Annotated in this window: 25 protein-coding genes, 1 tRNA gene and 8 pseudogenes; 15 read left to right on the top strand and 19 right to left on the bottom strand. The window is 35.0% G+C overall.

Features of this window, described 5'->3' with window-relative positions; translation table 11 throughout:
- Positions 1–7 precede the first annotated feature (7 nt).
- Positions 8–1,826: pseudogene (locus ABWU69_RS07995) on the top strand (hypothetical protein).
- Here ABWU69_RS07995 and plsY read toward each other — a convergent pair.
- The 6 genes from plsY to recA all read right to left on the bottom strand — a co-directional run bounded on the left by plsY (position 1,821) and on the right by recA (position 7,957).
- Positions 1,821–2,393, bottom strand: coding sequence for a glycerol-3-phosphate 1-O-acyltransferase PlsY (gene plsY / locus ABWU69_RS00435; RefSeq protein ID WP_353285178.1), 573 nt, complete (start codon positions 2,391–2,393; stop codon positions 1,821–1,823). The pseudogene ABWU69_RS07995 and the gene plsY sit on opposite strands and share 6 nt — an antisense overlap.
- Before the next feature lie 12 nt (positions 2,394–2,405).
- Entirely contained in the window at positions 2,406–3,872 is a 1,467-nt protein-coding gene (locus ABWU69_RS00430) for an alanine/glycine:cation symporter family protein (RefSeq protein WP_155969383.1), read from the bottom strand.
- Position 3,873: 1 nt separating this feature from the next.
- Complete coding sequence (locus ABWU69_RS00425; protein WP_353285177.1) at positions 3,874–5,217, bottom strand: alanine/glycine:cation symporter family protein; 1,344 nt, start codon at positions 5,215–5,217, stop codon at positions 3,874–3,876.
- A 31-nt stretch (positions 5,218–5,248) separates the two neighbouring features.
- Positions 5,249–6,019, bottom strand: coding sequence for a CDP-alcohol phosphatidyltransferase family protein (locus ABWU69_RS00420; RefSeq protein ID WP_265026190.1), 771 nt, complete (start codon positions 6,017–6,019; stop codon positions 5,249–5,251).
- Positions 6,016–6,708 carry a phosphatidylserine decarboxylase gene (locus tag ABWU69_RS00415; RefSeq protein WP_265035692.1) on the bottom strand — a complete coding sequence of 231 codons (693 nt, stop codon included), beginning with the start codon at positions 6,706–6,708 and terminating at the stop codon, positions 6,016–6,018. Before ABWU69_RS00415 ends, ABWU69_RS00420 begins: the two co-directional genes overlap by 4 nt.
- 181 nt (positions 6,709–6,889) lie before the next feature.
- Entirely contained in the window at positions 6,890–7,957 is a 1,068-nt protein-coding gene (gene recA / locus ABWU69_RS00410) for a recombinase RecA (RefSeq protein ID WP_265026191.1), read from the bottom strand.
- 154 nt (positions 7,958–8,111) lie between these two features.
- Between recA and ABWU69_RS00405 the strand changes: the two are divergent.
- The 5 genes and pseudogenes from ABWU69_RS00405 to ABWU69_RS00390 all read left to right on the top strand — a co-directional run.
- Positions 8,112–8,240 (top strand): annotated as a pseudogene (locus ABWU69_RS00405) (tRNA pseudouridine(38-40) synthase TruA); the annotation flags it as partial.
- 517 nt (positions 8,241–8,757) lie between these two features.
- Positions 8,758–10,551 carry a reverse transcriptase/maturase family protein gene (locus tag ABWU69_RS00400; protein ID WP_265034303.1) on the top strand — a complete coding sequence of 598 codons (1,794 nt, stop codon included), beginning with the start codon at positions 8,758–8,760 and terminating at the stop codon, positions 10,549–10,551.
- A 232-nt stretch (positions 10,552–10,783) separates the two neighbouring features.
- Positions 10,784–10,970, top strand: a pseudogene (locus ABWU69_RS07990) (transposase); the annotation flags it as partial.
- Between the two features lie 104 nt (positions 10,971–11,074).
- Positions 11,075–11,230: pseudogene (locus ABWU69_RS07985) on the top strand (transposase); the annotation flags it as partial.
- A 90-nt stretch (positions 11,231–11,320) separates the two neighbouring features.
- Positions 11,321–12,142, top strand: a pseudogene (locus ABWU69_RS00390) (IS982 family transposase).
- 34 nt (positions 12,143–12,176) lie between these two features.
- On the opposite strand, the pseudogene ABWU69_RS00385 reads toward ABWU69_RS00390, so the two are convergent.
- The 10 genes and pseudogenes from ABWU69_RS00385 to ABWU69_RS00340 all read right to left on the bottom strand — a co-directional run.
- Positions 12,177–12,428, bottom strand: a pseudogene (locus ABWU69_RS00385) (transposase DNA-binding-containing protein); the annotation flags it as partial.
- Between the two features lie 627 nt (positions 12,429–13,055).
- Positions 13,056–14,327: pseudogene (tnpC, locus tag ABWU69_RS00380) on the bottom strand (IS66 family transposase).
- A 112-nt stretch (positions 14,328–14,439) separates the two neighbouring features.
- Positions 14,440–14,619, bottom strand: coding sequence for a transposase (locus ABWU69_RS00375; protein WP_353285448.1), 180 nt, complete (start codon positions 14,617–14,619; stop codon positions 14,440–14,442).
- A gap of 27 nt (positions 14,620–14,646) precedes the next feature.
- Positions 14,647–14,856, bottom strand: a complete 210-nt coding sequence (locus ABWU69_RS00370) for a hypothetical protein (RefSeq protein WP_265034772.1) — start codon at positions 14,854–14,856, stop codon at positions 14,647–14,649.
- A complete protein-coding gene (locus ABWU69_RS00365; protein ID WP_265026112.1) occupies positions 14,825–14,950 on the bottom strand; it encodes a hypothetical protein in 126 nt (41 codons plus the stop codon). Before ABWU69_RS00365 ends, ABWU69_RS00370 begins: the two co-directional genes overlap by 32 nt.
- Positions 14,947–15,261: a hypothetical protein gene (locus ABWU69_RS00360; RefSeq protein WP_353285176.1), complete on the bottom strand. Its 315-nt coding sequence runs from the start codon at positions 15,259–15,261 to the stop codon at positions 14,947–14,949. Before ABWU69_RS00360 ends, ABWU69_RS00365 begins: the two co-directional genes overlap by 4 nt.
- Positions 15,262–15,442: 181 nt before the next feature.
- A complete protein-coding gene (gene dxr, locus ABWU69_RS00355) occupies positions 15,443–16,606 on the bottom strand; it encodes a 1-deoxy-D-xylulose-5-phosphate reductoisomerase (protein ID WP_265034768.1) in 1,164 nt (387 codons plus the stop codon).
- 73 nt (positions 16,607–16,679) lie between these two features.
- Positions 16,680–17,177 carry a hypothetical protein gene (locus ABWU69_RS00350; protein WP_265034767.1) on the bottom strand — a complete coding sequence of 166 codons (498 nt, stop codon included), beginning with the start codon at positions 17,175–17,177 and terminating at the stop codon, positions 16,680–16,682.
- Between the two features lie 205 nt (positions 17,178–17,382).
- A complete protein-coding gene (locus ABWU69_RS00345) occupies positions 17,383–18,084 on the bottom strand; it encodes an ABC transporter ATP-binding protein (RefSeq protein ID WP_265034765.1) in 702 nt (233 codons plus the stop codon).
- A complete protein-coding gene (locus tag ABWU69_RS00340; protein ID WP_265034764.1) occupies positions 18,077–18,859 on the bottom strand; it encodes an MlaE family ABC transporter permease in 783 nt (260 codons plus the stop codon). The genes ABWU69_RS00345 and ABWU69_RS00340 overlap by 8 nt, the downstream gene beginning before the upstream one ends.
- 244 nt (positions 18,860–19,103) lie before the next feature.
- Here ABWU69_RS00340 and rpmF point away from each other — a divergent pair, with 244 nt between their 5' ends.
- The 8 genes and pseudogenes from rpmF to ABWU69_RS00300 all read left to right on the top strand — a co-directional run bounded on the left by rpmF (position 19,104) and on the right by ABWU69_RS00300 (position 24,221).
- Positions 19,104–19,286, top strand: coding sequence for a 50S ribosomal protein L32 (gene rpmF / locus ABWU69_RS00335; RefSeq protein ID WP_265034762.1), 183 nt, complete (start codon positions 19,104–19,106; stop codon positions 19,284–19,286).
- A 10-nt stretch (positions 19,287–19,296) separates the two neighbouring features.
- Positions 19,297–20,325 carry a phosphate acyltransferase PlsX gene (plsX, locus tag ABWU69_RS00330; protein ID WP_265034760.1) on the top strand — a complete coding sequence of 343 codons (1,029 nt, stop codon included), beginning with the start codon at positions 19,297–19,299 and terminating at the stop codon, positions 20,323–20,325.
- On the top strand, positions 20,318–21,274 hold the full coding sequence (locus ABWU69_RS00325; RefSeq protein ID WP_353285175.1) for a beta-ketoacyl-ACP synthase III: 957 nt from the start codon (positions 20,318–20,320) through the stop codon (positions 21,272–21,274). Before plsX ends, ABWU69_RS00325 begins: the two co-directional genes overlap by 8 nt.
- 179 nt (positions 21,275–21,453) lie before the next feature.
- Positions 21,454–22,807, top strand: a pseudogene (locus ABWU69_RS00320) (IS4 family transposase).
- A 365-nt stretch (positions 22,808–23,172) separates the two neighbouring features.
- Entirely contained in the window at positions 23,173–23,463 is a 291-nt protein-coding gene (locus ABWU69_RS00315; protein ID WP_265034437.1) for a transposase, read from the top strand.
- 59 nt (positions 23,464–23,522) lie between these two features.
- Positions 23,523–23,918, top strand: coding sequence for an IS3 family transposase (locus tag ABWU69_RS00310; RefSeq protein ID WP_265034438.1), 396 nt, complete (start codon positions 23,523–23,525; stop codon positions 23,916–23,918).
- Positions 23,800–24,075, top strand: coding sequence for a DDE-type integrase/transposase/recombinase (locus ABWU69_RS00305; RefSeq protein WP_341812848.1), 276 nt, complete (start codon positions 23,800–23,802; stop codon positions 24,073–24,075). The genes ABWU69_RS00310 and ABWU69_RS00305 overlap by 119 nt, the downstream gene beginning before the upstream one ends.
- 56 nt (positions 24,076–24,131) lie before the next feature.
- A complete protein-coding gene (locus ABWU69_RS00300) occupies positions 24,132–24,221 on the top strand; it encodes a hypothetical protein (RefSeq protein WP_353285431.1) in 90 nt (29 codons plus the stop codon).
- 532 nt (positions 24,222–24,753) lie between these two features.
- On the opposite strand, the gene pdxH is transcribed toward ABWU69_RS00300, so the two are convergent.
- From pdxH to ABWU69_RS00285, 3 genes are read right to left on the bottom strand one after another with little or no spacing between them, the layout of a single operon-like run.
- Positions 24,754–25,347, bottom strand: coding sequence for a pyridoxamine 5'-phosphate oxidase (gene pdxH / locus ABWU69_RS00295; protein WP_265026668.1), 594 nt, complete (start codon positions 25,345–25,347; stop codon positions 24,754–24,756).
- A 16-nt stretch (positions 25,348–25,363) separates the two neighbouring features.
- Positions 25,364–26,179 (bottom strand): bifunctional DNA-formamidopyrimidine glycosylase/DNA-(apurinic or apyrimidinic site) lyase, encoded by an 816-nt coding sequence (mutM, locus tag ABWU69_RS00290; RefSeq protein ID WP_353285174.1) that lies wholly within the window; start codon positions 26,177–26,179, stop codon positions 25,364–25,366.
- Positions 26,145–26,294, bottom strand: a complete 150-nt coding sequence (locus ABWU69_RS00285) for a hypothetical protein (RefSeq protein WP_265034754.1) — start codon at positions 26,292–26,294, stop codon at positions 26,145–26,147. Before ABWU69_RS00285 ends, mutM begins: the two co-directional genes overlap by 35 nt.
- Before the next feature lie 14 nt (positions 26,295–26,308).
- Here ABWU69_RS00285 and ABWU69_RS00280 point away from each other — a divergent pair.
- Positions 26,309–26,381: transfer RNA gene (locus ABWU69_RS00280), tRNA-Thr, on the top strand.
- Positions 26,382–26,394 lie beyond the last annotated feature (13 nt).

Genomic DNA, 26,394 nt, shown 5'->3' with positions numbered 1-26,394 from the left:
GTAGGCTATGATAGGCATTTCTCAAATACAATTTCCTTCAAAGGAATCTAGCAAGCTAAAGTTTGTTAGTTATTTTGCAACTTTTGTTTCTTTAAGCATTATCACTAATCCCGTTAATGTTCTTTTTTCTCTTGGTACTATATTCTTCAGGTCTGAAATTAAAACTCTTTATATCTACAAAGAAATAAAAACGGCAAAACAGCAAAAAATGAGCAAAAGGGAATATTGGGAAATATTTTTTAAGAACAATACAATCAAGGTAGCAGCCTTCCTCTTGTTTTCTGCTTTCATAACATATCTAACTTTCACTACCACTTTCTTGCTTATTTCGTTACTGGGAACTATACCACTTACAATGCTATTAATTTTATTGCAGAGTGAACTAAGGCCAAAAGATTTTAACCCATTTACGCTGCTTAAAGCTTCTATAAATTTCTTTTTGGAAGGTATAAAAGAGAATTTACGTGGTATGGTTAATAGTTTTGATGTTAAGCTCGAACATTTGCTTCCTCATCAATTAAATGATGGTATCAATAATAACGTTCACGAATTAAGACATAAGTATGGTGAAGAAGTATCCGAAGACGTTATTAATGATAGAGAATTTAAGCAATTTATTGAATATATAAATGATTTATATAAACTTAATTATCGTCAATTTAGTGATGAAGGTAAAGGAAGAGTAATTGCATTTTTAAATGACTTTTGCAAAGATGATCAAAAGCATAGCTCTGGTTTCACAGGTGGGCAGATTTTACTTCTAGTTCTGAGAGCCTGCAATGATGGAGAGAGAGAAGCTGTAAAAAATAAAAAAGACGCGTTAATTACAAATTTGCTTGATAGGCCAAACTTTCTCTAGACAAGAGCGTATTCCTAACACCTGCTTTACCGGTATTGTTTATAGGATGTTAAGTACATTAGAAGGTATTCATCCTGATCCAGAAATTAGATTTACTCCTCCAAGGCAAATATTACTTCCAGAAGCACAAAATGAAGCACGTAAGTTCATGTTAGACAGGTTAAAAAACAAGAAAAACAATAAAGAAATTTTTAATGCTTGGTATAAGGTTCAGAACAATCCTGGTGACAATGAAAGTCAAAAAATAGTTGATGATTTTATTTCAGAAGTAAGTATTCCTTTAATGAGAAAATTATTGAGTATTACTTCTCAATATAGTGAACAAATTGTGCTGACGTTAATGAAAAGCATTGGTTTTATGGAATTAAATATGCTAGAAGATTTTCTTCTTGACCATATAAGAAATAAGCTGAAGGAAAATAGTTTAGATAATCAAGAACATTTATTAAAAAACGTTAAAGAAAAAGTATTCTTAGGGCTATTAAATCGAGATCTACTCAAGACAGATTTTTCTCTCAAGGATTCATCTTTGGATGGAGCTAAAAGAATAGCTGACAAAATAATAATAGGAGAGGTTGGGAAATTTAGGTCAGAAGCTGCTGAAAAGGCTAGGGAAGTTAACCCTATAGAAGCTCAAATAGATGCTACATTGCAAAATCTGTCAGCCTTGCCACGAGAAAAGAAGTGTTGCATTGCATATAACAGACTAAGTAGCCAGTATAAAGGTGATGAAAGAAAGATAATGGAGGACATCTTACTAAAAAAATTAGAGATAACGAAAGAAGAAATGGATAAGATGCTAGAAGAGAATGATATACGTAAGCTAAAATTAGCACTTGATGATGCATGTAAGAAAAGTGGAAAAAGCATGGAAGAAATGATAAAAGAAGTAGAGGAAGTAGTCTCAAGTCGTTTCTCGCATGAAGTATCTGTTAGTAATATAGCAGCAGAGTCAGCACGCTTATAAAAATTTATTTTCCTTACCTTGCAGAAGATTCACAATATTTTTGTGGTGCTTTAAGAAAACTAGTGCTCCTATAATTAGTAATGTTAAGAACAAATTCCTCTGAAAAAAAAAGGACCATGCTACAGCCGTTGAAGTAGCACTGAGTGAAGCAAGGGAAGAGTATCTAAAGGCAAGAAAAACTATTATCCAAATTATTACGAATACTAAAGTAATATCAATGTTAAATGCTATCAGTATCCCTAGAGTTGTTGCAACGCCCTTTCCTCCACTGAATTTTAGCCAAATAGGAAACATGTGTCCTAAAACTGCTAAAATTGCAGATATGTATATACAAAAATTATCATCAAAAAATTGTTGTGCTATATAAACTGCAATGAATCCTTTCAAGGAATCCAGAAGTAATGCCAAAGCAGCAAGAAATTTATTTCCCGTCCTTGCAACGTTTGTAGCACCAATATTTCCTGAACCTACTTCTCTTAAGTTTATCCCTTTTATTCTTGTAATGATTAAGCTAAACGGTATTGAACCGAGTATGTAGGACAGTATAAGGACTACATGCTTTTCCATTATACCAAGAACCTAATTAATTTTATTATTCCTCAGCCTTTTTAGGTAGCACTGAACTTCATCGTTAATCTGATTACTAAACAGTATAAGCGCTGTCATGTTGATGAGAGCTAAACAAGAGAATAAAGTTCCACCGATATTGGCAATAGCCATTATATCTTTAGAAAGACCAGAGAAAAACGCCACAATTATTACCGCTATGCGGTATATCACTATACTTTTTGCACCGAATAAATATAGCCACCCCATTTCACAACAATATACAAACGAAATTACTGAAGAAAATGCAAACAAAGGAGCAGCTACTGTTAGAAGGATAGGAAACCATGGAGAAACTGTCTCAAATGCTTTGTGAGTAATTAATATTCCCTCACCAACACCTGTTTGGTATGCACCTGTTATTACTATTGTTATTCCTGTTAAACAGCAAATTAACATTGTGTCAAAGCATGGTTCTATCATAGCGACTAGTCCAGTTCTTACTGGTTCTTCATCTTTAGTTGTTGCATGAGTAATTGAAGCAGAACCAACACCTGCTTCGCTGGCAAAGATTGCCCTTTGAATTCCAGCAACAAATGCTCCTACCATCCCTCCGCCAACAGCATTGAAATCTATCATAGTGGAAAATAATATTTTCAACGTATAACCAAGGTTATGAATATTAAATGCAATAATAATAATACAACTAAAGATATATATAAGTGACATAATAGGCACTAGTGCAGAAGATACTCTAGCTATCCTTTTAATTCCGCCAATAATCACTAGAGCAAGCAGCGCAGAAATTATGGAAGAAAGAAACCAAGAGTGACCATCTACCCAACTTGAATAGCCAGATAATATTGAAACCATTTGGTTGGTTTGAAACGCTACACTTCCACCAAGACCTGATAATACAAAGAATACTGCATACATGGCAGCCAGCACAATACCAAGTTTTTTAAATCCAAATTCCTCCAGACCATTTCTTATATACTGAAAGGGACCACTAAACAATTGGTCCTGATCTTCTGTTCTATGTCTAAACGCCAACGTTACCTCAGCAAATTTTGCTGACATACCAAAAAAACCTGTAATCATCATCCAAGGCACCGCTCCTGGTCCACCCATTGAAACTGCAATTGCGACTCCAGCAACAGTTCCAAGGCCTACTGTGCTTGAAAGTGCAGTCATAAATGCCTGAAAATGCGTAATATGACCATCATGGTGATTCGTGTCATATTTTCCACATAAAATAGCAAACGCATGCTTAAACATTCTTATGTTGAGAAATCCAAAACGTAATGTTAGAAACACATAACCAAAAACTAGTAGAAGGATTATAAATGGCACGTAAAGGATCTTGAAAAACAGTACTTCATTCATGAAGTTATTTATTCCATTCAACACAGCGTCATAACTTTCGTAAAAACCTGAAGCAGCGTACACATCATTAAACAATAGGCAAAATAACACCATACAAAGCAATCTATAAATCATGTTAATACCCTTTAGAATTGTAATAAGAATCTATTGTATTCAAAACTTCCCTTCTTAGTAGATATATTGCAACAGCATTTGGAATCATAAGGCACATAAACAAACTGTCACCTAGATAAGATATAAATTCTATATTCTTTGACATACAGCTGATATACACTGAAACCACTATAAGAATTTGGAACGGTATCAGTATTTTTTTACTACCAAATAAATACAGCAAAGCAACTTCACAGTAGTAACAATAAGCTATTATTGTAGAAAATGCAAAGGAAAACATCATTAGCGGAAAAACTAACTTGCTGAACAAGGGCAAAGCTGTTGAGAATACCGAACTAATTAGTGTAATATCACCCACGTTATCAGTGCTATGCATACCAGTGATAATTATCACAATACCAGTCAAAAATGAGATTAATATTGTGTCTATAAGTGGTGCAATCATTGCAACACACCCAACTTTAATTGGATCTTCTTCTTTTACAGCTGAATGTGCTATAGCTGCTGTTCCGGTACCTGCTTCGTTAGCAAACACTGATCTTCTCACTCCGGCTATTAATCCGCTCAATACTCCGCCTCCTATAGCCGATTTATTGAAAATATCTTGAAATATTATAGATAAAGCATTCAGCAAATTACTTCTGTTTACATAAATTAAATATATACACATACCCACATATAGCACTATCATAATTGGTGCTAAGCTCGTTGAAACGAAAGCAATGCGCTTTATTCCTCCCAATATTACAATAAAGACAAGCAGAGATATAATAATGGACGCGTTGTATTCAAAGAGGTTATTTGACAATGCTGCTATCTGATTCGCTTGAAATGGTATACCGCCCAAAATCATTGCAATAAGTAGCATAATTGCATAAGTAAAGGCAAGAAATCTACCAGTTTTTGCAAATCCAATCTTTGCAAGCCCGTATTTCATGTAATAAAAAGCACCACCAGTTGTATTTTCAGAGCGATAAGTGAATGCAAGCACCACCTCGGCAAACTTTATCGACATACCAAGTATTCCGGTAATTACCATCCAAAAAACTGCACTTGGGCCCCCTATTGTGATAGCTATTGCAACTCCTGATATTGTTCCAAGGCCAACTGTTCCTGAAATTACTGTTGCAAACGCTTGAATATGAGTGATTATGCCATTGTTATTGTTATTACACTTTAGATTGAATAGCGTCTGTATTCCATGCTTGAACAATCTAAAGTTAGTGAATTTGAATTGGATGGTACAAAAAACCCCAGTTGCAATTACCCAAATAATTATAAATGGAATGTTGAATATCTTTATGTACAGAAATGAATTTAACAGTTCACTTATTTTTACAATCATGCTGCTCACTACTTTTTATTACAACTTATAGCTAACGAGCTTTATACGAGTAATATATATAAAGCCCAGTGCTTACTGGAATAGTAAGTACATACACTACACCTAAAATTGGTAGCGTTATCCAGGGCTTACTGATGAAAAATATAATAAGTACTCCAAAAAATGACACAAATATATAAGATAGGCTTTTGGGAATATAAATATATTTTGCAGAGAAAGTTGGAATGTGACTTATCGAAAAAAATGAAATGGCCAGAAAGTAACAAGCTACGTTTCTTGTGTTAAAAAATCGCTCTATGAGAAGTAAGTATTCACTCTCATGAGATTGAAAGGTAATAATTATTGGCAACAAAGAAAGTAAAGCACACACTGGAGCTGGAACACCAGAAAAGAAAAATTTTTCCCAGTATGATTGTTCTGAGTGTAGCGAAACATTAAATCTTGCAAGTCTTATTGATATGCAGATTACGTATATCATTACTAAAATCCAACCTATGACTTTGATTTCATTTAGCTTCCAAAAATACAAAAGAAATGCAGGCGCTGCACCAAAATTTAGAAAATCTGCAAAAGAATCAAGCTGGGCTCCAAAATCGCTAGTTGATTTTAGAATTCTAGCTATTCTGCCATCCATTCCATCTATTATTGCTGCAATGATGATAAAAATTACTGAGAATTCCCATTGTTCATTAAATGTAAATTTAAGTGAAGTGAGACCAGAACATAAACCCAATAAAGTTATAAAGTTTGGGAATAATTTAGTAATAGGTAAGAATCTACTGTTACTTCCATCGTTATTCATATAACGTCAAAAGTAAGCTTCTCTTGAACGTTTTCCTTATTTAAGTTTACTATAATTGTTTCACCACCAATAACAGTTTGCCCTTCTGAAACTCTTACTTCTATATCAGCAGGAACATAAATATTTACTCTACTGCCAAATCTTATAATTCCAAACCTTTCACCTGCTTTTACGTTCTGGGATACTCCTAAATTACAAACGATACGACGTGCAATTAATCCAGCTATTTGCTCCACAATAATTTCTTTTCCCTTTTCGTATTCAATCACAATAACCTGCTTTTCATTTTCATTACTAGACCTATTGCTCATTGCGGATACAAACTTGCCTTTTTTATAACTCATTTCCTTTATCGTACCAGATATTGGTATACGATTCACATGGACGTTCAAAACACTTAAAAATATGCTAACAAGCGTGAACTTCTTCTCTTCTCCATTTTCTGCCAATAAAGGATAATTAACTTCTTCAATTTTTGAAATCACACCATCAGCAGGACTTAATATAAGATCCTTATTGTTTGGCACAACTCTTGCTGGATCACGAAAGAAATAAGTACACAATAATGTCGGAAACAAGCACGTAACACCAAACCCCCAAGATATAGAGAATGCTATACACGTTACTATAAAGGAAACTACTATAAATGAATAACCTTCCCTATTTATATTAGGTAAACCAAAACACATAATCTTATTCACAATAACCTATTGTTAACAATTTATCATTTATAATTTCTCATGAAAAGCTTTTTTTAACTGCTTCAGCAAAGTCTTTTTGATACAAGGTAACATTACAGATTGTTATATTAGCACACACCGTCATACTGTAACAACCCGTCCAACACAAAATCTAATGCCTAAGTTTAGATCAGAACACTGATTCTTCTAAAAGTTGCTCACTGTCCTCGTCTATTATGATAGAATTATCATGATTTCTGAGTAAATCTCTGATTTTCGTTTCTATTTCATTTGCGACTTCTTTGTTTGTTTTTAAGTAAGTTTTTACATTCTCTCTTCCTTGTCCAAGACGTGTGTTGTTATATGAATAGTAAGCACCTGCTTTTTCAAGCACACCAAGCTTTGCTCCCATATCTATTATTTCTCCGAGTTTTGATATACCTTCATTGTACATTATATCAAATTTCGCTTCTCTAAATGGAGGAGCAACTTTATTTTTTACAACTTTAACTCTTGTTTCATTACCTGTAATATTTTCTTTGTCTTTTATTACACCAACTTTTCTTATATCAAGCCTTACAGAAGTATAGAATTTTAATGCATTTCCACCCGTGGTAGTTTCAGGATTTCCATACACTACTCCTATTTTCATACGAATTTGATTAATAAATATCAATATACAGTTCGCTTTTGAAACGGCAGAGGTTAGTTTCCGTAGCCCATGACTTAAAAGCCTTGCTTGCAGCCCCATGTGCTGATCACCCATATCACCCTCAATTTCAGCTCTTGGAGTTAACGCTGCAACAGAGTCAATAACTATCACGTCAACCGCGCCAGAACACACTAAATACTCAACAATATGCAACGCCTGCTCTCCAGTGTCTGGTTGCGAAATTACTAAATCATCAGTGCTCACCCCAAGTTTGCGAGCATATAAGACATCCAATGCATGTTCTGCATCGATAAATGCGCATGATCCTCCTTTTTTTTGTGCTTCAGCAATCACGTGCAAGGCAAGAGTGGTTTTACCAGAACTCTCGGGACCAAATATTTCAATTATACGCCCTTTTGGCAGACCTCCAACACCTAGAGCCGAATCAAGCGCAATTGATCCTGTGGATATTGTGTCTATTTTCTCTAAAGGATTTTGCTTCAGCTTCATTATTGCACCTTTACCGAATGCTTTTTCAATCTGGCTTATTGCGTTATCTAGCGCTTTTTGTTTATCACTATTTCTTTCTTCTGGATTACTTGCCATAGATCATTTATTAATTTATATAATTCTCTATGATAATCGAACGCAAGTAACCTGCCAAGGGTTTTTTAATGATGAAGAACGTTATCGTAGAAAAATTAGCTACCTAAATTATATTAAGATAGAAAGTTAGATAGACTCTGCAGTGTGATACAAAATAACAATAGAATATAATGGCAGTAGTTTCTCTGGCTGGCAAAAGCAGCAACACTCTGCTAACTCAATCCAGGAGAAGATAGAAAATGCTATATTTAATTTTAGTGGTGAGAAAGTGTGCGCCGTGGTACGCATTAAGAAATACTTAGCGGAGCTAAGCGGGGTTCAGAATAAATGGCCTCGAGGTGAACAACTAACTTTAACCCGAAAGGGAAGGAGGACAAGAGCATGTATGTAAAGCGAGAGTTATCTGAAGATGTATAAGATAACGGCTTGCAACACCTGATCAATATGGTTAAAGCTAAACTGCTTGAATTCTAATCTTCAGGGGTGGGACTTCACATCCATGGGTATCGCATTTAAAACCCCATGTCTACGGTAAGCACAGATTAAACTTTCGTTTGTGTGACATTCTGGCTGTAGAACGATAAGTAGTGAACTTATTTAAGAGGATGAATGGAAAACCTAAGTTGATCTAGAACAGTTCTTAGTGACGGAACATGGGATGACCTAAGGAACGCGAGTTCTATGGTTACGGAGTCATCGTAGTAGTCGTGAAAGTAACGAATCACCGGGGAGTGTGGGAAAGCCACATACAGGGCAAAGGGTGACAGATAATTGAATGTTGAAATTGGGAGGTACGCAAGATGCGGAAAGCTGAAACAATACTTAACATTATACGTGAACGTGGACAAAGAAATTTGCCGGTTAAAAACGTATATCGCCTACTTTATCAGAGTGATCTTTACCTTCGAGCGTATGGCAAACTTTGTCGTAATAAAGGTGCTATGACAGAAGGTGTGACAACTGAAACAGTTGATGGTATGTCTTTGGAGAAAATCGATAAAATCATAGAGGATTTACGCTATGAGCGATATCGGTGGACACCAGTAAAACGTATCTATATTTTAAAGAAGAGTGGTAAACGCAGGCCGTTAGGGTTGCCAACATGGTCAAATAAGTTACTTCAAGAAGTAATCCGATTAATATTGGAAGCCTACTATGAGCCTAAATTTAGTGAATGTTCACATGGATTTCGACCAAAGCGTGGATGCCACACTGCATTAAGAGCAGTAATGCAAAAAGGCAGAGGTACAAAATGGTTTATAGAGGGAGATCTCAGTGCATGTTATGACTCAATTGATCATACTATGTTGTTGAAAATACTGAGTGAAAGCTTCCAAGATAACCGTTTTATTCAGCTAATCAATCGACTGCTAAAAGCAGGATATATGGAAAATTGGAAGTACAATAAGAGTCATAGTGGGGTACCACAAGGTTCTATTATTGGTCCAATTCTGAGTAACATATTACTCGATCGGTTAGATAAACATGTGGAGCATATACTAATACCAGCAAATAACCGAGGTAAGCGAAGAAGGACAAATCCAAAATATTTAAGGTTAACCATGCAAGTATCGATGATGAGAAAACAAGGGAACTGGGATCAAGCAAAACAACTGCGTCAATTAGTGCAGGGTATGCCATCTAAGGATTCTTGCGATCTAAATTATCGACGTCTTTGGTATGTTAGGTATGCTGATGATTTTCTGGTAGGGTTTGCAGGACCAAAGAATGAAGCTGAACAAATTAAGAATGAGATTGCTGGGTTTCTCAATGAGGAGCTCAAACTTATGCTTAATGAAGATAAAACGTTTATTACACATGCGTGTGATAGCAAAGCCAATTTTTTGGGTTATGAAATACATGTTTTGCATGCAGATGACAAACATGATCATCGGACACAACGATGTATTAACGGTAGTATTGGGTTACGTGTACCACATCATATAAAGCAGAAAAAGTGTTCTGAATATATGCGTTGTGGTAAACCGATACATTTACCTCAACGTACAATTGATACAGCTTACAGTATTGTTGCTCAGTATCAAACTGAATATCGAGGAATTGTACAATACTATAAAATGGCCTACAACCTTCACACACTAAGTTATCTGAAATATGTGATGGAAGTATCATTAGTAAAGACTTTAGCATCTAAATACAAAACAACTTGCAGGAAAATTTATAGAAAATTTGGTGCGACGATTGAAAACGATGAAGGTGAAAAACGAAAAGTCATCCAAATCAGAGTAGATCGTTTACCATCAAAGATACCATTAATTACACACTTTGGTGCTGTGTCGCTAAAATGGAATAAATGGGTAAGCATAAGTGATAACCTTATACCAATATGGAATAAGCGTAGTGAAATAGAGCAAAGACTATTGGCACAAACTTGTGAATTATGTAAATCACAAGAGCAGATTGAAGTACATCACGTACGTAAACTTGCTGATTTGCTAGGTAAACGTAATACTGAACTACCGGAATGGAAAAAGAGAATGATTGAACGACAGAGGAAAACTCTTGTTGTTTGTCATGAATGCCATAAGAAAATCCAATATGGAAAATATGATGGTGACTCCTTAAAACGTTAGATTATTGGAGAGCCACGTGATACGGAAACGATCATGCGTGGTTCGGAGAGGGGTTGTTGGAAAAGTACTTAACAAGTAACTCGCTGGCTGCCCACTCTACCTCACGTAGGGTTCTGCGAGGGGCCAGGAAGGAAGTTTTCCTGGTCTACTCTCCTCTTTGGTATGTTAGAACCTGTTTAAAATCTCAAAGAGATGAGCTAAAGTAGGAACAGGTAAATAATGAGGTATATAAATGAGTCAAAGGTATCCAAGCGACATAAGTCATGAGCAATTTGAAAAAATCAAACCAATTTTAGAAAGTAGGAAAAAGAAAACGAGACCAAGATTAATTGATATATACAAAGTATTTTGTGGAGTGTTATACGTGCTAAAAAGTGGTTGTCAGTGGAGAATGTTGCCAAAAGAGTTTCCAAGGTGGGAAAACATATATTACTATTTTCAAATGTGGAGTAAAAAGAAAGGAAAGGAGCCAAGCTTGTTGGTTAAAAAAAATTGGTTGCGACAAAACAGTGGTCGGAAAGAGAAAACCAGTTTCTGCATAATTGATGCTCGAAGCGTCAAAAACGCAGATACTGCTGAAAGAAAGGGCTATGATGCAGGTAAAAAGATTTCAGGGTCATATCGCAGTTGATACACAACACATGCAATTCATATAACAACGGCAGAAGCAACTGATCGTAGCAACCCCAGTTGCGAATTAGAAAGCAGTGAAAAAGCCAGGAAAATAGGGTAACCTCCGTAAATTATTCACAAAATAGAGAGGTTACCCATGAATAAAAATATAACAGAATTATTTTGCCTGATCGACGATTTTTGCAATTCAGTTGACAAAAATTTTGCAGAAAAACTTCTACCAAGTGGCAAAAAACCAACCAGGACGCCAGAGATTACGCATTCAGAGATTTTTACCATAATATTGCTATATCAAGTGCGACAATTTTAAAATTTTCTATGTGCATTATTTGAAATTATTATACGAAACAGCGTTTCCAAAATTGCCATCCTATAGTAGGTTTATTAGGCTAAAATCGCGGGTTTTATGGTATTTAGCGCTCTTAATGCAATGGTTTTGCGAACAGTCAAAAGTGACAGGGATTTCGTACATAGATGCAACATCTATCGCTGTTTGCCATCCAAAAAGGACCTCGAGAAACAAAGTTTTCAAAGGGTTGGCAAAGATTGGAAAGACTACCTATGGGTGGTTTTTCGGTACATCTAGTAATCAACGAAACTGGCAAAATTCAAGGGGTTACGGTGACAAAAGGCAACGTTGATACCTGTGCCAAATTTAACTCAGAAATTGACTGGATTATTGTTTGGAGATAAAGGATATATCAAAAAAGATCTTTTTCACGAATTATTCGATAGAGGGTTAAAGCTTGTAACCAGTATAAAAAAGGGTATGAAAAACTCATTAATGGAGCTAAATGAGAAGATTTTGTTAAGAAAAAGATCGATTATTGAGACAGTTTTTGGCTCTCTGAAAAACAAATTTGAGATTGAGCATACTCGCCACAGATCACCGATAAATTTTTTGGTACACATTTTTTCTACGCTTGTTTCATATTCCATGCAGCCGCTGCATTTCTAAGCTTTACTTCGTTGGCTAATCCGCAACTGGGGTTTTCAACAGTTTTAATTATATGACTGTCTAATATCTTTCTTTCAGAAATGGCATCGTTTTGGAAAAATCTATAAGCTGCTTTACTTTGATGCCAATCTTCACAAGCTTGATTTATTGAATGTTCAGGCGATTCAGCAAAACTATTAACTATTTTTAAAAGCCTTTTACTTAATCTTTTATCACCAAAATTAACAATTCCAAATTCACTTTCTGCCCATTCACCAGTTGAGGTGCTTAAATTTCTTTTTACCATATATTTCCATTTTTAGACCATAGATCTATTTATAGTAAAAAGTTGAATTAGTAAAATAGCAGCTTTTTCACCATTTATAGATTTATGGGTAATAGTAAGGTTCTGAAGTCGAGGGGAGAAGGCATAAGTGTTGAAAGTACCAAAAATGGCGTTATATAAGGTGATTGACGGCATCCTCCTGATATTAGGATAATTGAGCGTATAAAAGAATCATTAAGGTCTAACGTAAACTGTAATAGCGCTATTTTAAATCCGCGTAAGTTGTTTCTGATTTTATAAACGAGAAATAACAAAGCTGTAATAATGATCATATAAATATACACTTTGTATCCGTTCAGGCAATGGCGTCAACTTAAGGAAAAATATAAGCGATAGTGTGTAAAATTTCTCTCTAAATTTTTTACCATTAAATTATCCAGAAGCCGCAGGAAACAGCACTTTTGTTTCTATTTTATTTCAACAAAGAAGTTTAAAATGTGTCCTTTTTAGGTGAAACATGCAAAAAGGAAAAAATTTTATTCTACAAATTAAAAATATAATATACTCAAAAACTTTTCAGAAGATCCATAGGAGGGTTTGCTAATGAAGACTCTTAAGTTGACGCCATTGTCCGTTCAGCAGAGTGGTTTAAGAAACGGTAGATAGGAGATTGTGGAAAGGCCCTTTGTTTCCATGTTAAGTATAACGAAATTATCCGTTCAAGTTCCCCGCTTCGATTGGGTAAAATATGAATTTTTGCGATAAACGACATAATGCCGAATTTGCCGTTCAGCGTGGTTATTTGTCAGTGGAATGTTTTCTGGGTCATCTAAAAATTTCCACATCATTCTTTCAGATTTCATAATATTTTTCGCAACTCGAGAAGCTCCAATTGCTTCAGGTAAGTGGCTTCAAGTAATACCGTGTACGTTTTCGCAATTTTCTGGCACGTCTGGCAAATCTAAAAACATCTATCTCATTTTTTAGTAAAGCTTTTTTTAGTGCAAACAACTCAGCAGCAACATCTCTCAAATAACAGCCGAGAATTTTGACCTCAATGTTCCAACTATGTTTCAAAATCCCTTGATAAGTGTGCCCAACAAATTTGCCTTTTTTCATCAGCAAAGTAGTTATATGCCGCATACCTGTCAGTTACTACCAAACTATTGCGATTGCAGCATACACTATTTTTTAAAACTTTCATTCCCCTTGAACTTTACAAAACTTGCCGTATTGCTTGCAAACATCCAGCACCAACCAAGCTTACCCTTATTGTAATGGCTGGTTTCGTCGATATGAAGAACTTTGCTTGTACTTACTTCTTGTTCGATCTGCTCATACATTTTTTTGCATTTTGAAGCAACTCTATGTTCACTATTTGATATGCTACCGACGCTTATGTTCAAATTGAAGATATCATTTACGACACTCGCTATTTCGCGTTTTGAATTTTTGTAAAACCCGCTGAACGCTGCAATTATTGACTTAACTCTTGGTCCAAATGTATCTGACGTAACACCTTCTGGTAACTTACTGCTTCTTCTTTTCCCGCATCTCCGGCAACGGCCATTGATATTCTACTACATAAGGCTTGATTTCCGGAAGATCAACTTTTTGATGAATGTACGGTTCCTTGCATATTGCAATCTCTCCTCCGCATTCACAAGTAGATGACAACTCTACTTTTATCACCTCATCTGCATCCATTTTGGCGCGAAAACTTCCTTTATGACCAACCTGACCGCCAATATTCCTTTCTCTTTTCGGCTTATTCTTTTTTATTTTATACAACTCTTTGGAACTTGGTATTGATGAATTTTTTGAGCTTAAACCGAGTCTTTCTCTTAACTCAGCGTTTTCTATCTTCAATGCCTTACTTTCTGCTTTTAAACTTTCATTCTCTTTTTCCAATCTTTCTATTTTTTGCTGTAAATTTTTGCAAAGTTCTAAAACATGTTACCTCACTTTCGCTCTATGATTGTCTTTTTAGACTACCTTGTCTACCTTATTTTGCCACTCCGCTGAACGGATACTACACTTTTATCCCATTCATGATATGACTTAAAAAGTGCTTATATCCAAGGTTTTGCTTTATAAACTTAAAAAATACCTCTATGTCCCACCTGCGCCTATATAGTTCTGTTACTTCATAAGCTGGCATTTCAAACAAGTTGGTTAAAAACCGTATTTCATTTCCAGTCTTGTTTCGTATTTTTATTAAACGTAGGTCATTGCCACTTTACTTTTTGCTTGATAGAGATTGACTGTTATATCCTCCAAAATTTCTTGGTTGTTGTTTTTGAGCAATTTCATTCTTTTCCATAATGTCATACCTTCTTTTTAAGTGAATTCTTGTAATAAATTTATATTCCTTTTTATCAAACTCAATGAAAGTTCCGGTTTTTGCAATTCCCCTATCAAATATCCTCTTTTTCAACTTTAGCTTCATTAATTGCTCTTACCAATGCTATATCTTCGCTACCTTCTTCTTGCCCTTTACAAAATCTTATGCTTGTCGGCTTTAATCCAACACTGACTTTCACTTATTACTCTTACCACCTACTTTTAACCCATCTTTTATAAGGTAACCTGATAAATTTATGATTGTTGAATCAAATCTATGTAAGTTATTAGATGTTTCTTTAGGTAATAATTTTTCAACTTTATTTATTAAATCGATATATATCCCTTTAAAATAATCAGAACTTTTAACCTTTTCGACAAACCGCTGTATGTTTTCATCATCATTTTTATCTATTACACATCTGTTTATTACCACTTCTAGCGCTCTTAGGCTTGTTTTCTGCCCCATTAATATTAGCTTCATTAGACCCTTAAATATAATTTTGCCCAATAGTTTACTTATCTACCTCTCTCCAATCTTTCTAGGTCCTCATCTTTAATTAATTTTAGTATTCCTTCTATTTGATCCATTATTACCTCCATTTTTTTGTAATAATAGCTCTTTACATCCTTTCAGCACCACTTTCAACACTTATGGGGGAGAAGGGTGACTTTCTCTCCTTAGATAACCTCTAGCTATACGCAACAACTTTACTTTCAACAATTTTATTAGCAATAATACGACTTTCACAATCAATATTTATTATATCAGATAGTGAATTAATATCAGTATAACTATCAAAACTTTCCATTGTTGATTCCACTACCTCTACTATTTTTAAAAAGCCGATTCGTGACTTCAAAAATTCATTAACAGCTATTTCATTTGCAGCATTGAGCACAATACTGTTTGTTTGTGGAGCAGAAGAGTTTAACACTGCCATGCTAAGCTTTAGCGCAGGGAAATGCTTATGGTCTGGCTCTTGAAAGGTCAATTTTCCTTGCTTTGTTAGGTCTAGTTTATAATTTAAAGCTGATCTTTCTGGCCAAGATAGAGCATATGAAATAGGAATTGCCATGTCAGTCTCTGCAAGCACAGCAAAGTTGAAACCATCCTTATAAACTACGATTCCATGTACTATTGACTCAGGATGCACTACTGCTTCAATTTTATTCGGGCTGATATTAAACAAGTTATGTGCTTCTATTATCTCTAGTGCCTTATTCATCATTGTTGCGCTATCAACCGAGATTTTCTTTCCCATATTCCAAGTGGGGTGACTAAGCGCCTTATCTACCATGACATTTCTTAATTGCTCAAGACTATAATTTAAGAATGGTCCACCAGAAGCAGTAAGTATGATCTTTTCTACGCATTTGTCGTCATTTTGCAAAATTTGAAAAATTGCATTGTGCTCAGAGTCGATAGGGATTATTTGTACGTTTTTTTCTTTAGCTTTTTTGAGTAATAACTTTCCACCGCAAACAATGCTTTCTTTGTTTGCCAATGCAATGACTTTGGTACCGCTTTCTATAACCTCCATGACTGGCTTAAGGCCTGCAATGCCAACTATTGCAACAACTGAGAGATCAACAGGTATGGTAGCAATATTTGTAGCGCCAATTGCTATTTTTGCATCTGTACCAAGTAGACTTTCTTTTAAATCTTTGTAAAACCTTTCATCGGAGATAGCAACGTATTTTGCATTCAGCAGTTTTGCTTGGTGTGCCAGTAGAGCAAAGTCTGAATGGGCACTTAGTGCTTCCACTTGGTATTCTTCTTTTCTCTTTGAGAGCAAATCTACAGTCTTTTTTCCAATGCTTCCTGTTGATCCTAAAACTGAAACCTTTTTCACTAAGACAAACTCATAACAATAGCAACTTTTCTTATTAGGCCTTCTTGCATACTATTCAGCAGTTTTTAAGCGTTTAACCAAGTTCATGCCCGTGGTCATCGCCAACAGATGGTGAAGGACCAGGTGAAAAAGATTGACCATGGTGATCACCTGCATCATGCATGTCTTGCAAACCATCAGCATTATGAGCCATTTCATTATTGGCATGAGGGTAATCATCTGAGTGAGGTCCCTCATCACCATGAGCCATATCCATTCCTTCTGATGGCATATCTTCCCCACCTCCACCTGAAAAATGTTCTGCAAGGCTTTCAAGAAATTTTATACCAAACATATTACCTGATTTTCCAAATAACGTTACCAAACTACTACCACTCACCAAACCTTCAAACACATTATTATAAGCAGCAATCGCCCCTTCATGAAAGTTGAACAACCATTTCATTCCATCCACGACTGTTGAAACAGAGTCACTATGACCAAGACCAAAACCACTTTTCTCACCAGCAGCCTCTTGGTGTTGCTGCTGCGCTTGCCATTCTGCAATATTTGGACCTTGAGCTTCACTCATAAATTTTTACTCTCAACCTTAAGCTATTATTTTATCACAAATATTGCAAAATATCAATAGAGCTTTTGAATATAGCTAATACAAACAACTTCTGCCACCTTATATAGGATCCAGTTTGAAAAAAATCTGAATTCCAATGTCTGCTACCTTTTACAAAGTTAAAACTTAAAAATATGACTGTTAGCAACAGTGTATATATCTTTAGCTATATATAACGAATGAATTTCTTTATATATTCGTTATTAGTATTTTGTATTTCCTGAACAGTTCCATGGGAAATGATCTCCCCTTCATATAACACTGCTATTTTATCAGCTATTTTAAATGCGCTATGAATATCATGTGTAATCGTGATAATTGTAGGGTTAAGATCTCTAGATAATTTTATTATTATCTCGTTTACTATATCTGACATAATTGGGTCCAATCCTGAAGTTGGCTCATCTAATATGATGATTTCTGGATTGTGTGCAATCGCCCTTGCAAGTGCTACTCTTTTCTTCATTCCGCCTGATAGCTCTATTGGAAACATATCTGCTATGTTTTCTTCCAATCCAACGTCATTTAACTTTTCGATTGCTAATAACTTTGCTTCTTTTTTGTTGATATTAAAGCGTTTTTTATAATTAAAAGATATATTTTCCCATACTGTAACATAGTCAAATAAAGCGGAATTTTGAAATAAAACCCCAAATTTATTTTTGTTTTTACTGTATATTTTTATAGACCCTGAATCTGGTGCCAGCAAGCCGATAATTGTTTTTGTTAATACAGATTTACCACTTCCTGAGCCGCCAAGTATAACTAATGATTCTCCTTTCAGTATGTCAAAATTTAGGTCGTTTAATATCGTGTTATCGTTAAAAGACAAGTTTAAATTTGATATTGATATTATGGGGCTATGCATAGATTAAAGTAATCATGTAGTTTGTTAAAATGATCAATATGGACGATAAAACAACGGTTGATGTTGTAGCTACTCCAACCCCTCGAGCTCCTTCTTGACAATGGTAACCGTAATAGCAGCTTGAGATAGAAATTATAGTGCTAAACGCAGTTGCTTTTGCTAGCCCAGTGATAAAATCATACGTGTTAAAAAATTGAGCTGTATATTTAATATATATGTTTAAATTGTGGTGAAATTCGAAGACTGCAGTGATACATCCTCCAAATATTCCTATTAGATCTGCACATATTGTAAGTATTGGAAATACTATAACTGATGCTAAAATCCTTGGCACAATTAAATATTTGAAAGGGTTGATGTCCAAGGTTGTAAGGGCATCTATTTGCTCAGTGATACGCATTGTGCCAATTTCTGCTGCAATTGATGATCCAACCTTTCCTACCATTATTAAGCTGATCAAAACTGGTCCTAACTCTTTAATGATAGTGATCGTAACAAGTTTGGGTATTATCTGCTCTTGGTTAATTAATGGGTCACTCAAGCTGCTTTGTAAAACTATTGCCGCTCCTATGAAAACTCCAGCGAGCCCAACAATTGGCAGAGAGAAAAAGCCTATCTCTATAATTTGTCTTGCTACGTTGCTAAAATAATATGGTGGTACGAAGCAGTGGTATAGAGATTGAATAAAAAACATGAATGCACTACCAAGCCTTAATAAAAAATTGATAAAGCACCTACCAATTATTCTAATACTATTTATATCAAAAAAGCTCACTTTGCATTTGTCTTAGCTAAAAATTAGTTTTACTGATTTTATTAAAATTTCTGTTAACTTCATCGCAAAGTATAGCTGAGATATGTTTTAAGTTCAATATACTTCGATTAAAATGCTTCAGCTTGAAACTTACAGGGGTTAATTGCATAAGCAAACCTTACTTATTTTACTATCGCTGTTTACTTTCTGTAAAAAACATGTTACTAATAAATTGTAGAATTTTCAATAGATAACGGAGGAAGTTTTGGCAGTTCCAAAAAGAAAAAAGTCAAAGTCAAGGCGTAATATGCATCGTTCTCATCATGCTATTGAGCCTAAGAATATTGTGGTATGCACGACAACTGGGGAATTCATGTTGCCTCACAATGTAGCAGTTGATGGCAGTTACAAAGGAAAACGGGTTTTTATTAAACAACAGGCAGAATAACTGTTATGGTATGTTACCTACAGTCAACAATAATATAATCATTGCACTTGATGCCATGGGAGGTGACTTCGCACCTCTTTCTGTGATTCAAGGTGCTGGTTTTTTTTTAGATAACCTTGTTGACCCAGGCACTAAAGTTTTTTTTCACATTTATGGAGATCAGAAAGAAGTATCTCCTTTACTTTCGAAATACAAAAAGGTAGGTGATAATTCTGAGTTTACCCACTGCTCTGACAATGTTCTTGCAAATGATAAGCCATCTTTTGCGCTGAGACATCGTAAAGACTCAAGTATGAAAGCTGCAATTGTTGCAGTGAAAGAAGGTAAAGCTTTCGGAGTGGTATCTTCAGGCAACACCGGAGCATTGATGGCAATTTCCAGATTTATTTTAGGAGCATTACCAAGTATTTATCGTCCTGCTATTGTATCCATCTGTCCAACTAAGACAAAAAGCTTTGCTTTACTTGACCTTGGTGCAAATGTTGATTGTAATGCTGATTCATTATTCCAATTTGCATTAATGGGAAGCATATTTGCGAAAATTGTGCTTAAAATTGATAATCCTGAAGTTGCTTTGCTCAATATTGGTACAGAGGAAGTGAAAGGTAATGACTCAGTGCGCGGCGCTTTTGAGTTGCTTAAAAATGCATCAAGCTCCATTAATTTCAAAGGTTATATTGAGGCAAGTGAATTTTTGGAAGGTAATATAGACGTGATTGTTGCAGATGGATTTGTTGGCAATGTGATGCTTAAAACAGCTGAGGCAACCGCTAGTACTTTTTTAGGTCTAATAAAAAATGAACTATCTAATTCTTGGATACTTGGTATGTTATTAAGATCTAAATTAAAAAAAGCATTAACGCGTTTTAATCCTAAAATTAGAAGTGGAGCTATGTTTTTAGGGTTGAACGGCATCGTCATAAAAAGTCATGGAAATTCTGATGCTGTTTCTTTTGCCCATGCTATAAAATTTGCAGTAAATGCAATTAGTGAAAATTTAAATCAAAAGATAATTAACGGGGTAAGTCATATTGAATAAAAGTTTCATATTAAGCACTGGATCTTACCTACCAAAAAAAATGTTGAGTAACAACGAAATTGCATCGATAGTTGAGACAAGCGATGAATGGATAAGGCAGAGAACAGGAATAGCTCAAAGGCATATAGCAGATGAAGGAGAATTAACGTCAGATCTAGCTGTAAATGCAGCAAAAAGTGCTATAGAAAAAGCTAAAATTTCAGTGGATGAAATTGACTTGATTATAGTTGCAACAACAACGCCTGATAAAACTTTGCCTAGCTGTGCAACGATTGTACAAAGTAAGTTAAAATGTAAAAATGCATTTTCTTTTGATGTACAAGCAGCATGCTCTGGTTTTATATATGCAGTTACAGTTGCTGATTCGCTCATAAAATCTAACAATAGAATTAAATATGCGCTCGTTATTGGTGCTGAAATAATGTCTAGGATTGTTGACTGGGAAGATAGGTCAACTTGTGTACTCTTTGGTGATGGTGCTGGTGCAGTGATAATAAAATCGGAAATGGGTAGCAGCGGCATCATATCAACAAACTTACACTCTGATGGCAATGTGGACATACTATGTACGAACGGAGGGATATCCTCAACTGGTGATTCTGGAAAAATATGCATGAATGGAAGAGAAGTGTTTAAACATGCAGTGGATAAGTTAGCAGCCTTAATAGAGGAAACTCTGAAATGCAATAATTTGAAAATTACTGATATTGACTGGCTAATTCCCCATCAAGCAAATATTCGTATTATTGAAGCAGTAGTAAAGAAGTTAGATTTCCCTATAGAGAAAGTGATTAATACCGTTGATAAGCATGCAAACACCTCAGCAGCGTCAATTCCACTGGCCTTAGACTATGCAATACAAGAATCAAAAATAAAATCAGGAAATCTGGTACTGTTGATTTCAATAGGCGCAGGCCTGACCTGGGGTTCCGTGTTGCTGCACTATTAGACTTCCTGCATTACCTCCTGTCACCCAAGTAGCTATACTTGTAGAACATCACAGATTGCACCCATAGGGCACAGCCCTTACTATTACCCACAAATCTATAAATAATAAAGATGAAGGCTTTTATTTTATTAATTCGACTTTTTACTATAAAAAAAACTATAGTCTAAAAATGGAAATATATGGTAAAAAGAAATTTAAGCACCTCAATTGGTGAATGGGCAGAAAGTGAATTTGGAATTGTTAATTTTGGTGATAAAAGATTAAGTAAAAGGCTTTTAAAAATAGTTAATAGTTTTGCTGAATCGCCTGAACATTCAATAAATCAAGCTTGTGAAGATTGGCATCAAAGTAAAGCAGCTTATAGATTTTTCCAAAACGATGCCATTTCTGAAAGAAAGATATTAGACAGTCATATAATTAAAACTGTTGAAAGAGCTAAAGAATACTCAACTATCTTAGCTATTCAAGACACGAGTTATATTTCATATAAAAATCATAAAAAGACCGAAGGATTAGGGATTATAGCAGCAAGATTAACATCTAAAACAACTAATTTTAAAACCCATGATGCATACAACGTTTGCAGTTACAACAGAAGATAGGATTATTGGATCAAAAAATTAGTACTAGACCTTCCTTAGCTGAAGACCTAAAGGAGTTGAAAAGAAGAAGCCATAATACTGCTCCACTTAAAGACTCTACTAAACATCCTGGATTAAAGGATGTTAAGGTAGTTACCGTTTGTGATAGAGAAGCAGATATTTATGATTTATTTGAAGTTGCTTCCACTAATCAATCTCTTTTTGTAGTAAGAGGAAATCAAAACAGAACAGTAAACAAGAAGTCGACTTATTCTGAAAAAGGTGGTAAAAGATTGTGGGATTTGATGAATCGCATGTCTTGTCAAGGAGAAATTCAAGTCTGCTCGCGATAATAAACCTCAAAGAACAGCAGTTTTAGAAGTAAAGTTTAGTAACTTTGTGATAAATGCATCAAAAAATAACGCTAGACGTAAAACCCAGAAACTTCCTAATTTAAATTTAAATGCTGTCTATGTTATAGAAAAATATCCCCCATTTGGCGAAGAGCCTATGAACTGGATTTTATTGACAAATATAAATATTAATAATTTTGAAGAAGCAGTAGAAAAAATACAATGGTATTGCTTAAGATGGAGAATAGAGGTTTTTCATAAAATTTTGAAATCCGGTCTTAAAGTTGAAGAATGTAGGCTCCAAACAGCAGATAGATTAATCCGCTTTCTTACAATTATGAGTATAATTGCATGGAGAATATTCTTTATCACATTGGTAGCTAGCAAACCTTTCTTGTACTGTCATACTGACTGATGATGAATGGAAGGTTTTGTATACCAAAATGCTTAAGACAAAAAACTATCCTGTGACCCCACCACCTATAAGAGAAACCGTGAGGTGGGTGGTCAAATTAGGAGGGTTCTTAGCCCGCAAAAATGACTTAGCTATAGCTCTGTGGAAGGGATGGAAACGTCTCTTTGATTTAGCAGAAGGATGAAGACTTGCTCATGAATTCTATACTTGTGGGTAATAGTAAGGGCACAGCCCAGTCGTCTAAGTGAGGAAAGTCACCTCTCCCCACCATAAGTGTTGAAAGTGGTGCTGAAAGGATGTAAAGAGCTATTATTACAAAAAAATGGAGGTAATAATGGATCAAATAGAAGGAATACTAAAATTAATTAAAGATGAGGACCTAGAAAGATTGGAGAGAGGTAGATAAGTAAACTATTGGGCAAAATTATATTTAAGGGTCTAATGAAGCTAATATTAATGGGGCAGAAAACAATGACCTTACCCAGAAAAAGTGGAGAGAAAGTTGGTACGTTTTTATAATAAAAAAATGTTTTTATAGAGAGGTGCAATATGTCAAATGGAAGAGAATATACAGCAGAGTTGAAAGAAGAAGCTGTAAAACTTTTTAAAGAAAGAGGAGAAACAATTTCGAAAGTAGCAAAAGATCTAGGTATAAGCTCTAACGTATTAGGTAAGTGGATAAAAAAATATAACGAAAAGAAGTCAGTAGCAAATGCTTTTCCAGGTAGGGGTAATGTAGCTCCTTACGACAAAGAAAGATTTGATTTAAAGAAAGAGTTAGCAAGAGTAACAAGAGAGAGAGACATTTTAAAAAAAGCCCTGGGCAGTCAAAAAGAGTAAAATATTTTTTTATAAAAGAACATAGCAGCTGCTATAAAGTACGGGAATTATGTAGGATTTTGAATGTATCTGCTAGTGGCTACTATAAGTGGGCTGCGAGGGAAATAAGCAATAGAGAATTAGCAAATAAAAGCAGATATTCAAAAAAAGCTTCTAAATGTAGATATGGAGCTCGTAAAATTCATGCTGAATTAAAGGCTTTGGGTAAAAGTTGCAACTTGAAAACAGTGCAAAGTATTATGCAGAAAAATGGTATTCAGGCTATATTGAGAAGAAAATTTAAAATTAAGAAACAACAAACGGACAGTAGAGTCGTAATATTAGACCAAAACTTTATTGTCGATCAACCAAATAAAGTATGGGATTACTTATATAAAAACCAAGGAAGGATGGCTATATTTGGCAGCAGTAATCGACCTATACTCACATATGGTGATTGGCTGGTCAATGAGTAGTTCAATGAATAAACAATTGGTCATGGACTCTGTATTAATGGCCGTTAATAAACGTAAACCTGCCAAAAACCTACTGTTACATAGTGATCAAGGTTCACAATATACTTCACAAGGTTATCAATATCTCTTAGCCATAAAGAATATAGATGAGCCATAAAGGTTGTTGTTACGACAATTCTGTTGTAGAAAAGTTCTCTAAAAAGGGAGTTACCAATAGACACTTCTAAGCACTCTAAACAGCATATTAAAACTGCTATATTTGAATATATAGAAATTTTTTATAACAAACAACGTCACTATTAACTATTGCATCCCTGAACATTTTGATTCATCATTCTTTTTATAAAAAAACATTCTCAACTTTCTCTCCACTTTTTCTGGGTAAGGTCAGAACGCCACTAACTTCCTCCATCCCAGGTTGATTTTAAATTGTCCGGAATGCTGTATTATTTAAAATCCTAACATTTAACTCTTTTTTTGATAAACTTGTTTATTTGCTGTTTATTAAAATTTTCACTTCAAAATTTAACCTCACCAAAAGTATAAGAAGCCTGTCCAATGAAAAATTTGCAGTCCTTAACCTTCTATAGCTAACCCAAGAAAGGTTTCCCTACGTCATACCGCCGCGGTATCTCAGCATAGATTCCGCTAACAAGTAGCGGAATGACGAATTTGTTGTTTTTCAAATTATCGGTAAACCTAAGTCACTTTAGCTATAAAATTATAAGTTATTGATATTTTTGCTCTTTTTTATCCTTAATCCAGAATTCGGATTAGTAGGGTGTCATCCAATTCTCGGTGGTAAATTAAGAAGGGTCTGCAATAACGAATGTAGCTAGGGATATAGTTGTTCTATTTTCCAATCGCTTCCCTCAACAAGGGTGTATCTAAATCTAATATGCTTCCTATATTCACCTTCTTGCCAAAATTCAATTACTTTTGGGATTACGCAAAATCCCACCCAAAAGTCAGGACGAGAAACTTGTATATTGTAGAATTCTTTTTCCTTCAATTTTATAGCTTGCTCAAAATCTTGCCAATCTTTCAGAATGCTCGATTGTTTTGAGCACCATGCGCTAATTTGACTATCGCGCGCTCGAGAAGAGAAGTATTTGTCAGTTCTTTCATCGTTTAGAAGTTTAACCTCTCCTTCAATTCGTACTTGCCTAGCAAATTCTATCCAATGAAACACTAACGCAGCTTTGGGGTTCTCAGTCAATTCTTTCCCTTTTTTACTGTTTACGTTAGTGAAAAACACAAAACCTTCTTTGCTATATTCCTTTAGTAATACCACTCTTGCAGATGGAATGCAGTCTTTGCTACAAGTTGCTAGCGTCATCGCAGTTGGTTGTTTACACGGAGAATTAAGTACTGCTTTATACCACTTTGAAAACAAATCAAACGGATCTTTTTCAGGTGAAAATATCATATCAAAAAATAAAATCTTAATTCTGGCACGCATTGCAAAAATAAGTGCTACGGCCATTTTGTCGTATAAGTGTTATGATATTGTTGCAGATCTTGCAAGGTTTTTGAACTTTACCATATACGTAAAAGTTATTTTGAAAGTATCCAGCAGATCCAGATGGCTGTGCATAATCTTTCAGTGTTGAACCGCCTGCAGCAATTGCATCACTCAGAGTATTTTTTACTTCAGTAGCAAGTTTTTCGCACTCTCTATAGGTCAAGTCTTTTGCTGACCTGAGTGGTGATATGCGGGCTCTAAACAAGCTCTCAGAAGCATATATGTTGCCTACGCCAACTATTAATTTATTGTCCATTAATGCTGATTTGATATTTGCTTTTTTGTTTTTCAGCAACTCCTGTAAATAGTCTCCACTGAATTCATCTGTGAGGGGCTCTATTCCGAAATCATCAAAAAAATTTACTTCTTGTTCTTTATTTAAGACAATGACTACTCCAAATCTTCTTGGATCATTAAAGATTATTGAAGTATTATCAGAAAATAAAAATACCACATGATCATGTTTATTCTTCACTTGATCGTGGTCAGCATATATAAGCTTTCCACTCATGCCAAGATGTATGATTACAGCCATACTACCATCTGTATTCCAGAGCGTATACTTACCTCTACGCTTGATGTTGCGTATGACTTTGCCCTTTAGCATATCATCAATATTTTTTGTTATTGGGGCACGTAAATTCCAATTATTAACTATAACATTACTAATTTGCTTGTTTTTAATTTTATCAAGCAAGAAGTTAGAGATTACTTCCACTTCCGGTAGTTCTGGCATCTTGTCTACTCTGTTGCTGCTTTTTTCTTTTCAAAATATTTTGCTTTAAAGCTTTCGCTAATCTTTTTTTCTCCTCTTCTTTTTCCTTATTCTTTTTTATATTATTCATTATCATTATATATAAATCCTGCCGTTATAGCTCAGGTGGTAGAGTACGTCATTGGTAATGACGAGGTCCCAAGTTCGAGTCTTGGTAACGGCACACTGATTACACT

The sequence above is a fragment of the Wolbachia endosymbiont (group A) of Beris morrisii genome (assembly GCF_964028185.1).
In the GTDB taxonomy this organism is placed as follows: Bacteria; Pseudomonadota; Alphaproteobacteria; order Rickettsiales; family Anaplasmataceae; genus Wolbachia.
The sequence above is the reverse complement of the archived record's forward strand: the minus strand, read 5'-3'. Positions and strand labels throughout refer to the sequence as shown.

What these genes read in the sequence shown, in the direction of transcription:
- plsY (WP_353285178.1), bottom strand. Translation starts at nt 2,393, where the DNA reads ATGGAAAAGCATGTAGTCCTTATACTGTCCTACATACTCGGTTCAATA.
- ABWU69_RS00430 (WP_155969383.1), bottom strand. Translation starts at nt 3,872, where the DNA reads ATGATTTATAGATTGCTTTGTATGGTGTTATTTTGCCTATTGTTTAAT.
- ABWU69_RS00425 (WP_353285177.1), bottom strand. Translation starts at nt 5,217, where the DNA reads ATGATTGTAAAAATAAGTGAACTGTTAAATTCATTTCTGTACATAAAG.
- ABWU69_RS00420 (WP_265026190.1), bottom strand. Translation starts at nt 6,019, where the DNA reads ATGAATAACGATGGAAGTAACAGTAGATTCTTACCTATTACTAAATTA.
- ABWU69_RS00415 (WP_265035692.1), bottom strand. Translation starts at nt 6,708, where the DNA reads ATGTGTTTTGGTTTACCTAATATAAATAGGGAAGGTTATTCATTTATA.
- recA (WP_265026191.1), bottom strand. Translation starts at nt 7,957, where the DNA reads ATGGCAAGTAATCCAGAAGAAAGAAATAGTGATAAACAAAAAGCGCTA.
- ABWU69_RS00400 (WP_265034303.1), top strand. Translation starts at nt 8,758, where the DNA reads ATGCGGAAAGCTGAAACAATACTTAACATTATACGTGAACGTGGACAA.
- ABWU69_RS00370 (WP_265034772.1), bottom strand. Translation starts at nt 14,856, where the DNA reads ATGAAGCTAAAGTTGAAAAAGAGGATATTTGATAGGGGAATTGCAAAA.
- ABWU69_RS00350 (WP_265034767.1), bottom strand. Translation starts at nt 17,177, where the DNA reads ATGAGTGAAGCTCAAGGTCCAAATATTGCAGAATGGCAAGCGCAGCAG.
- ABWU69_RS00345 (WP_265034765.1), bottom strand. Translation starts at nt 18,084, where the DNA reads ATGCATAGCCCCATAATATCAATATCAAATTTAAACTTGTCTTTTAAC.
- plsX (WP_265034760.1), top strand. Translation starts at nt 19,297, where the DNA reads ATGTTACCTACAGTCAACAATAATATAATCATTGCACTTGATGCCATG.
- ABWU69_RS00315 (WP_265034437.1), top strand. Translation starts at nt 23,173, where the DNA reads ATGTCAAATGGAAGAGAATATACAGCAGAGTTGAAAGAAGAAGCTGTA.
- pdxH (WP_265026668.1), bottom strand. Translation starts at nt 25,347, where the DNA reads ATGATATTTTCACCTGAAAAAGATCCGTTTGATTTGTTTTCAAAGTGG.
- mutM (WP_353285174.1), bottom strand. Translation starts at nt 26,179, where the DNA reads ATGCCAGAACTACCGGAAGTGGAAGTAATCTCTAACTTCTTGCTTGAT.
- ABWU69_RS00285 (WP_265034754.1), bottom strand. Translation starts at nt 26,294, where the DNA reads ATGATAATGAATAATATAAAAAAGAATAAGGAAAAAGAAGAGGAGAAA.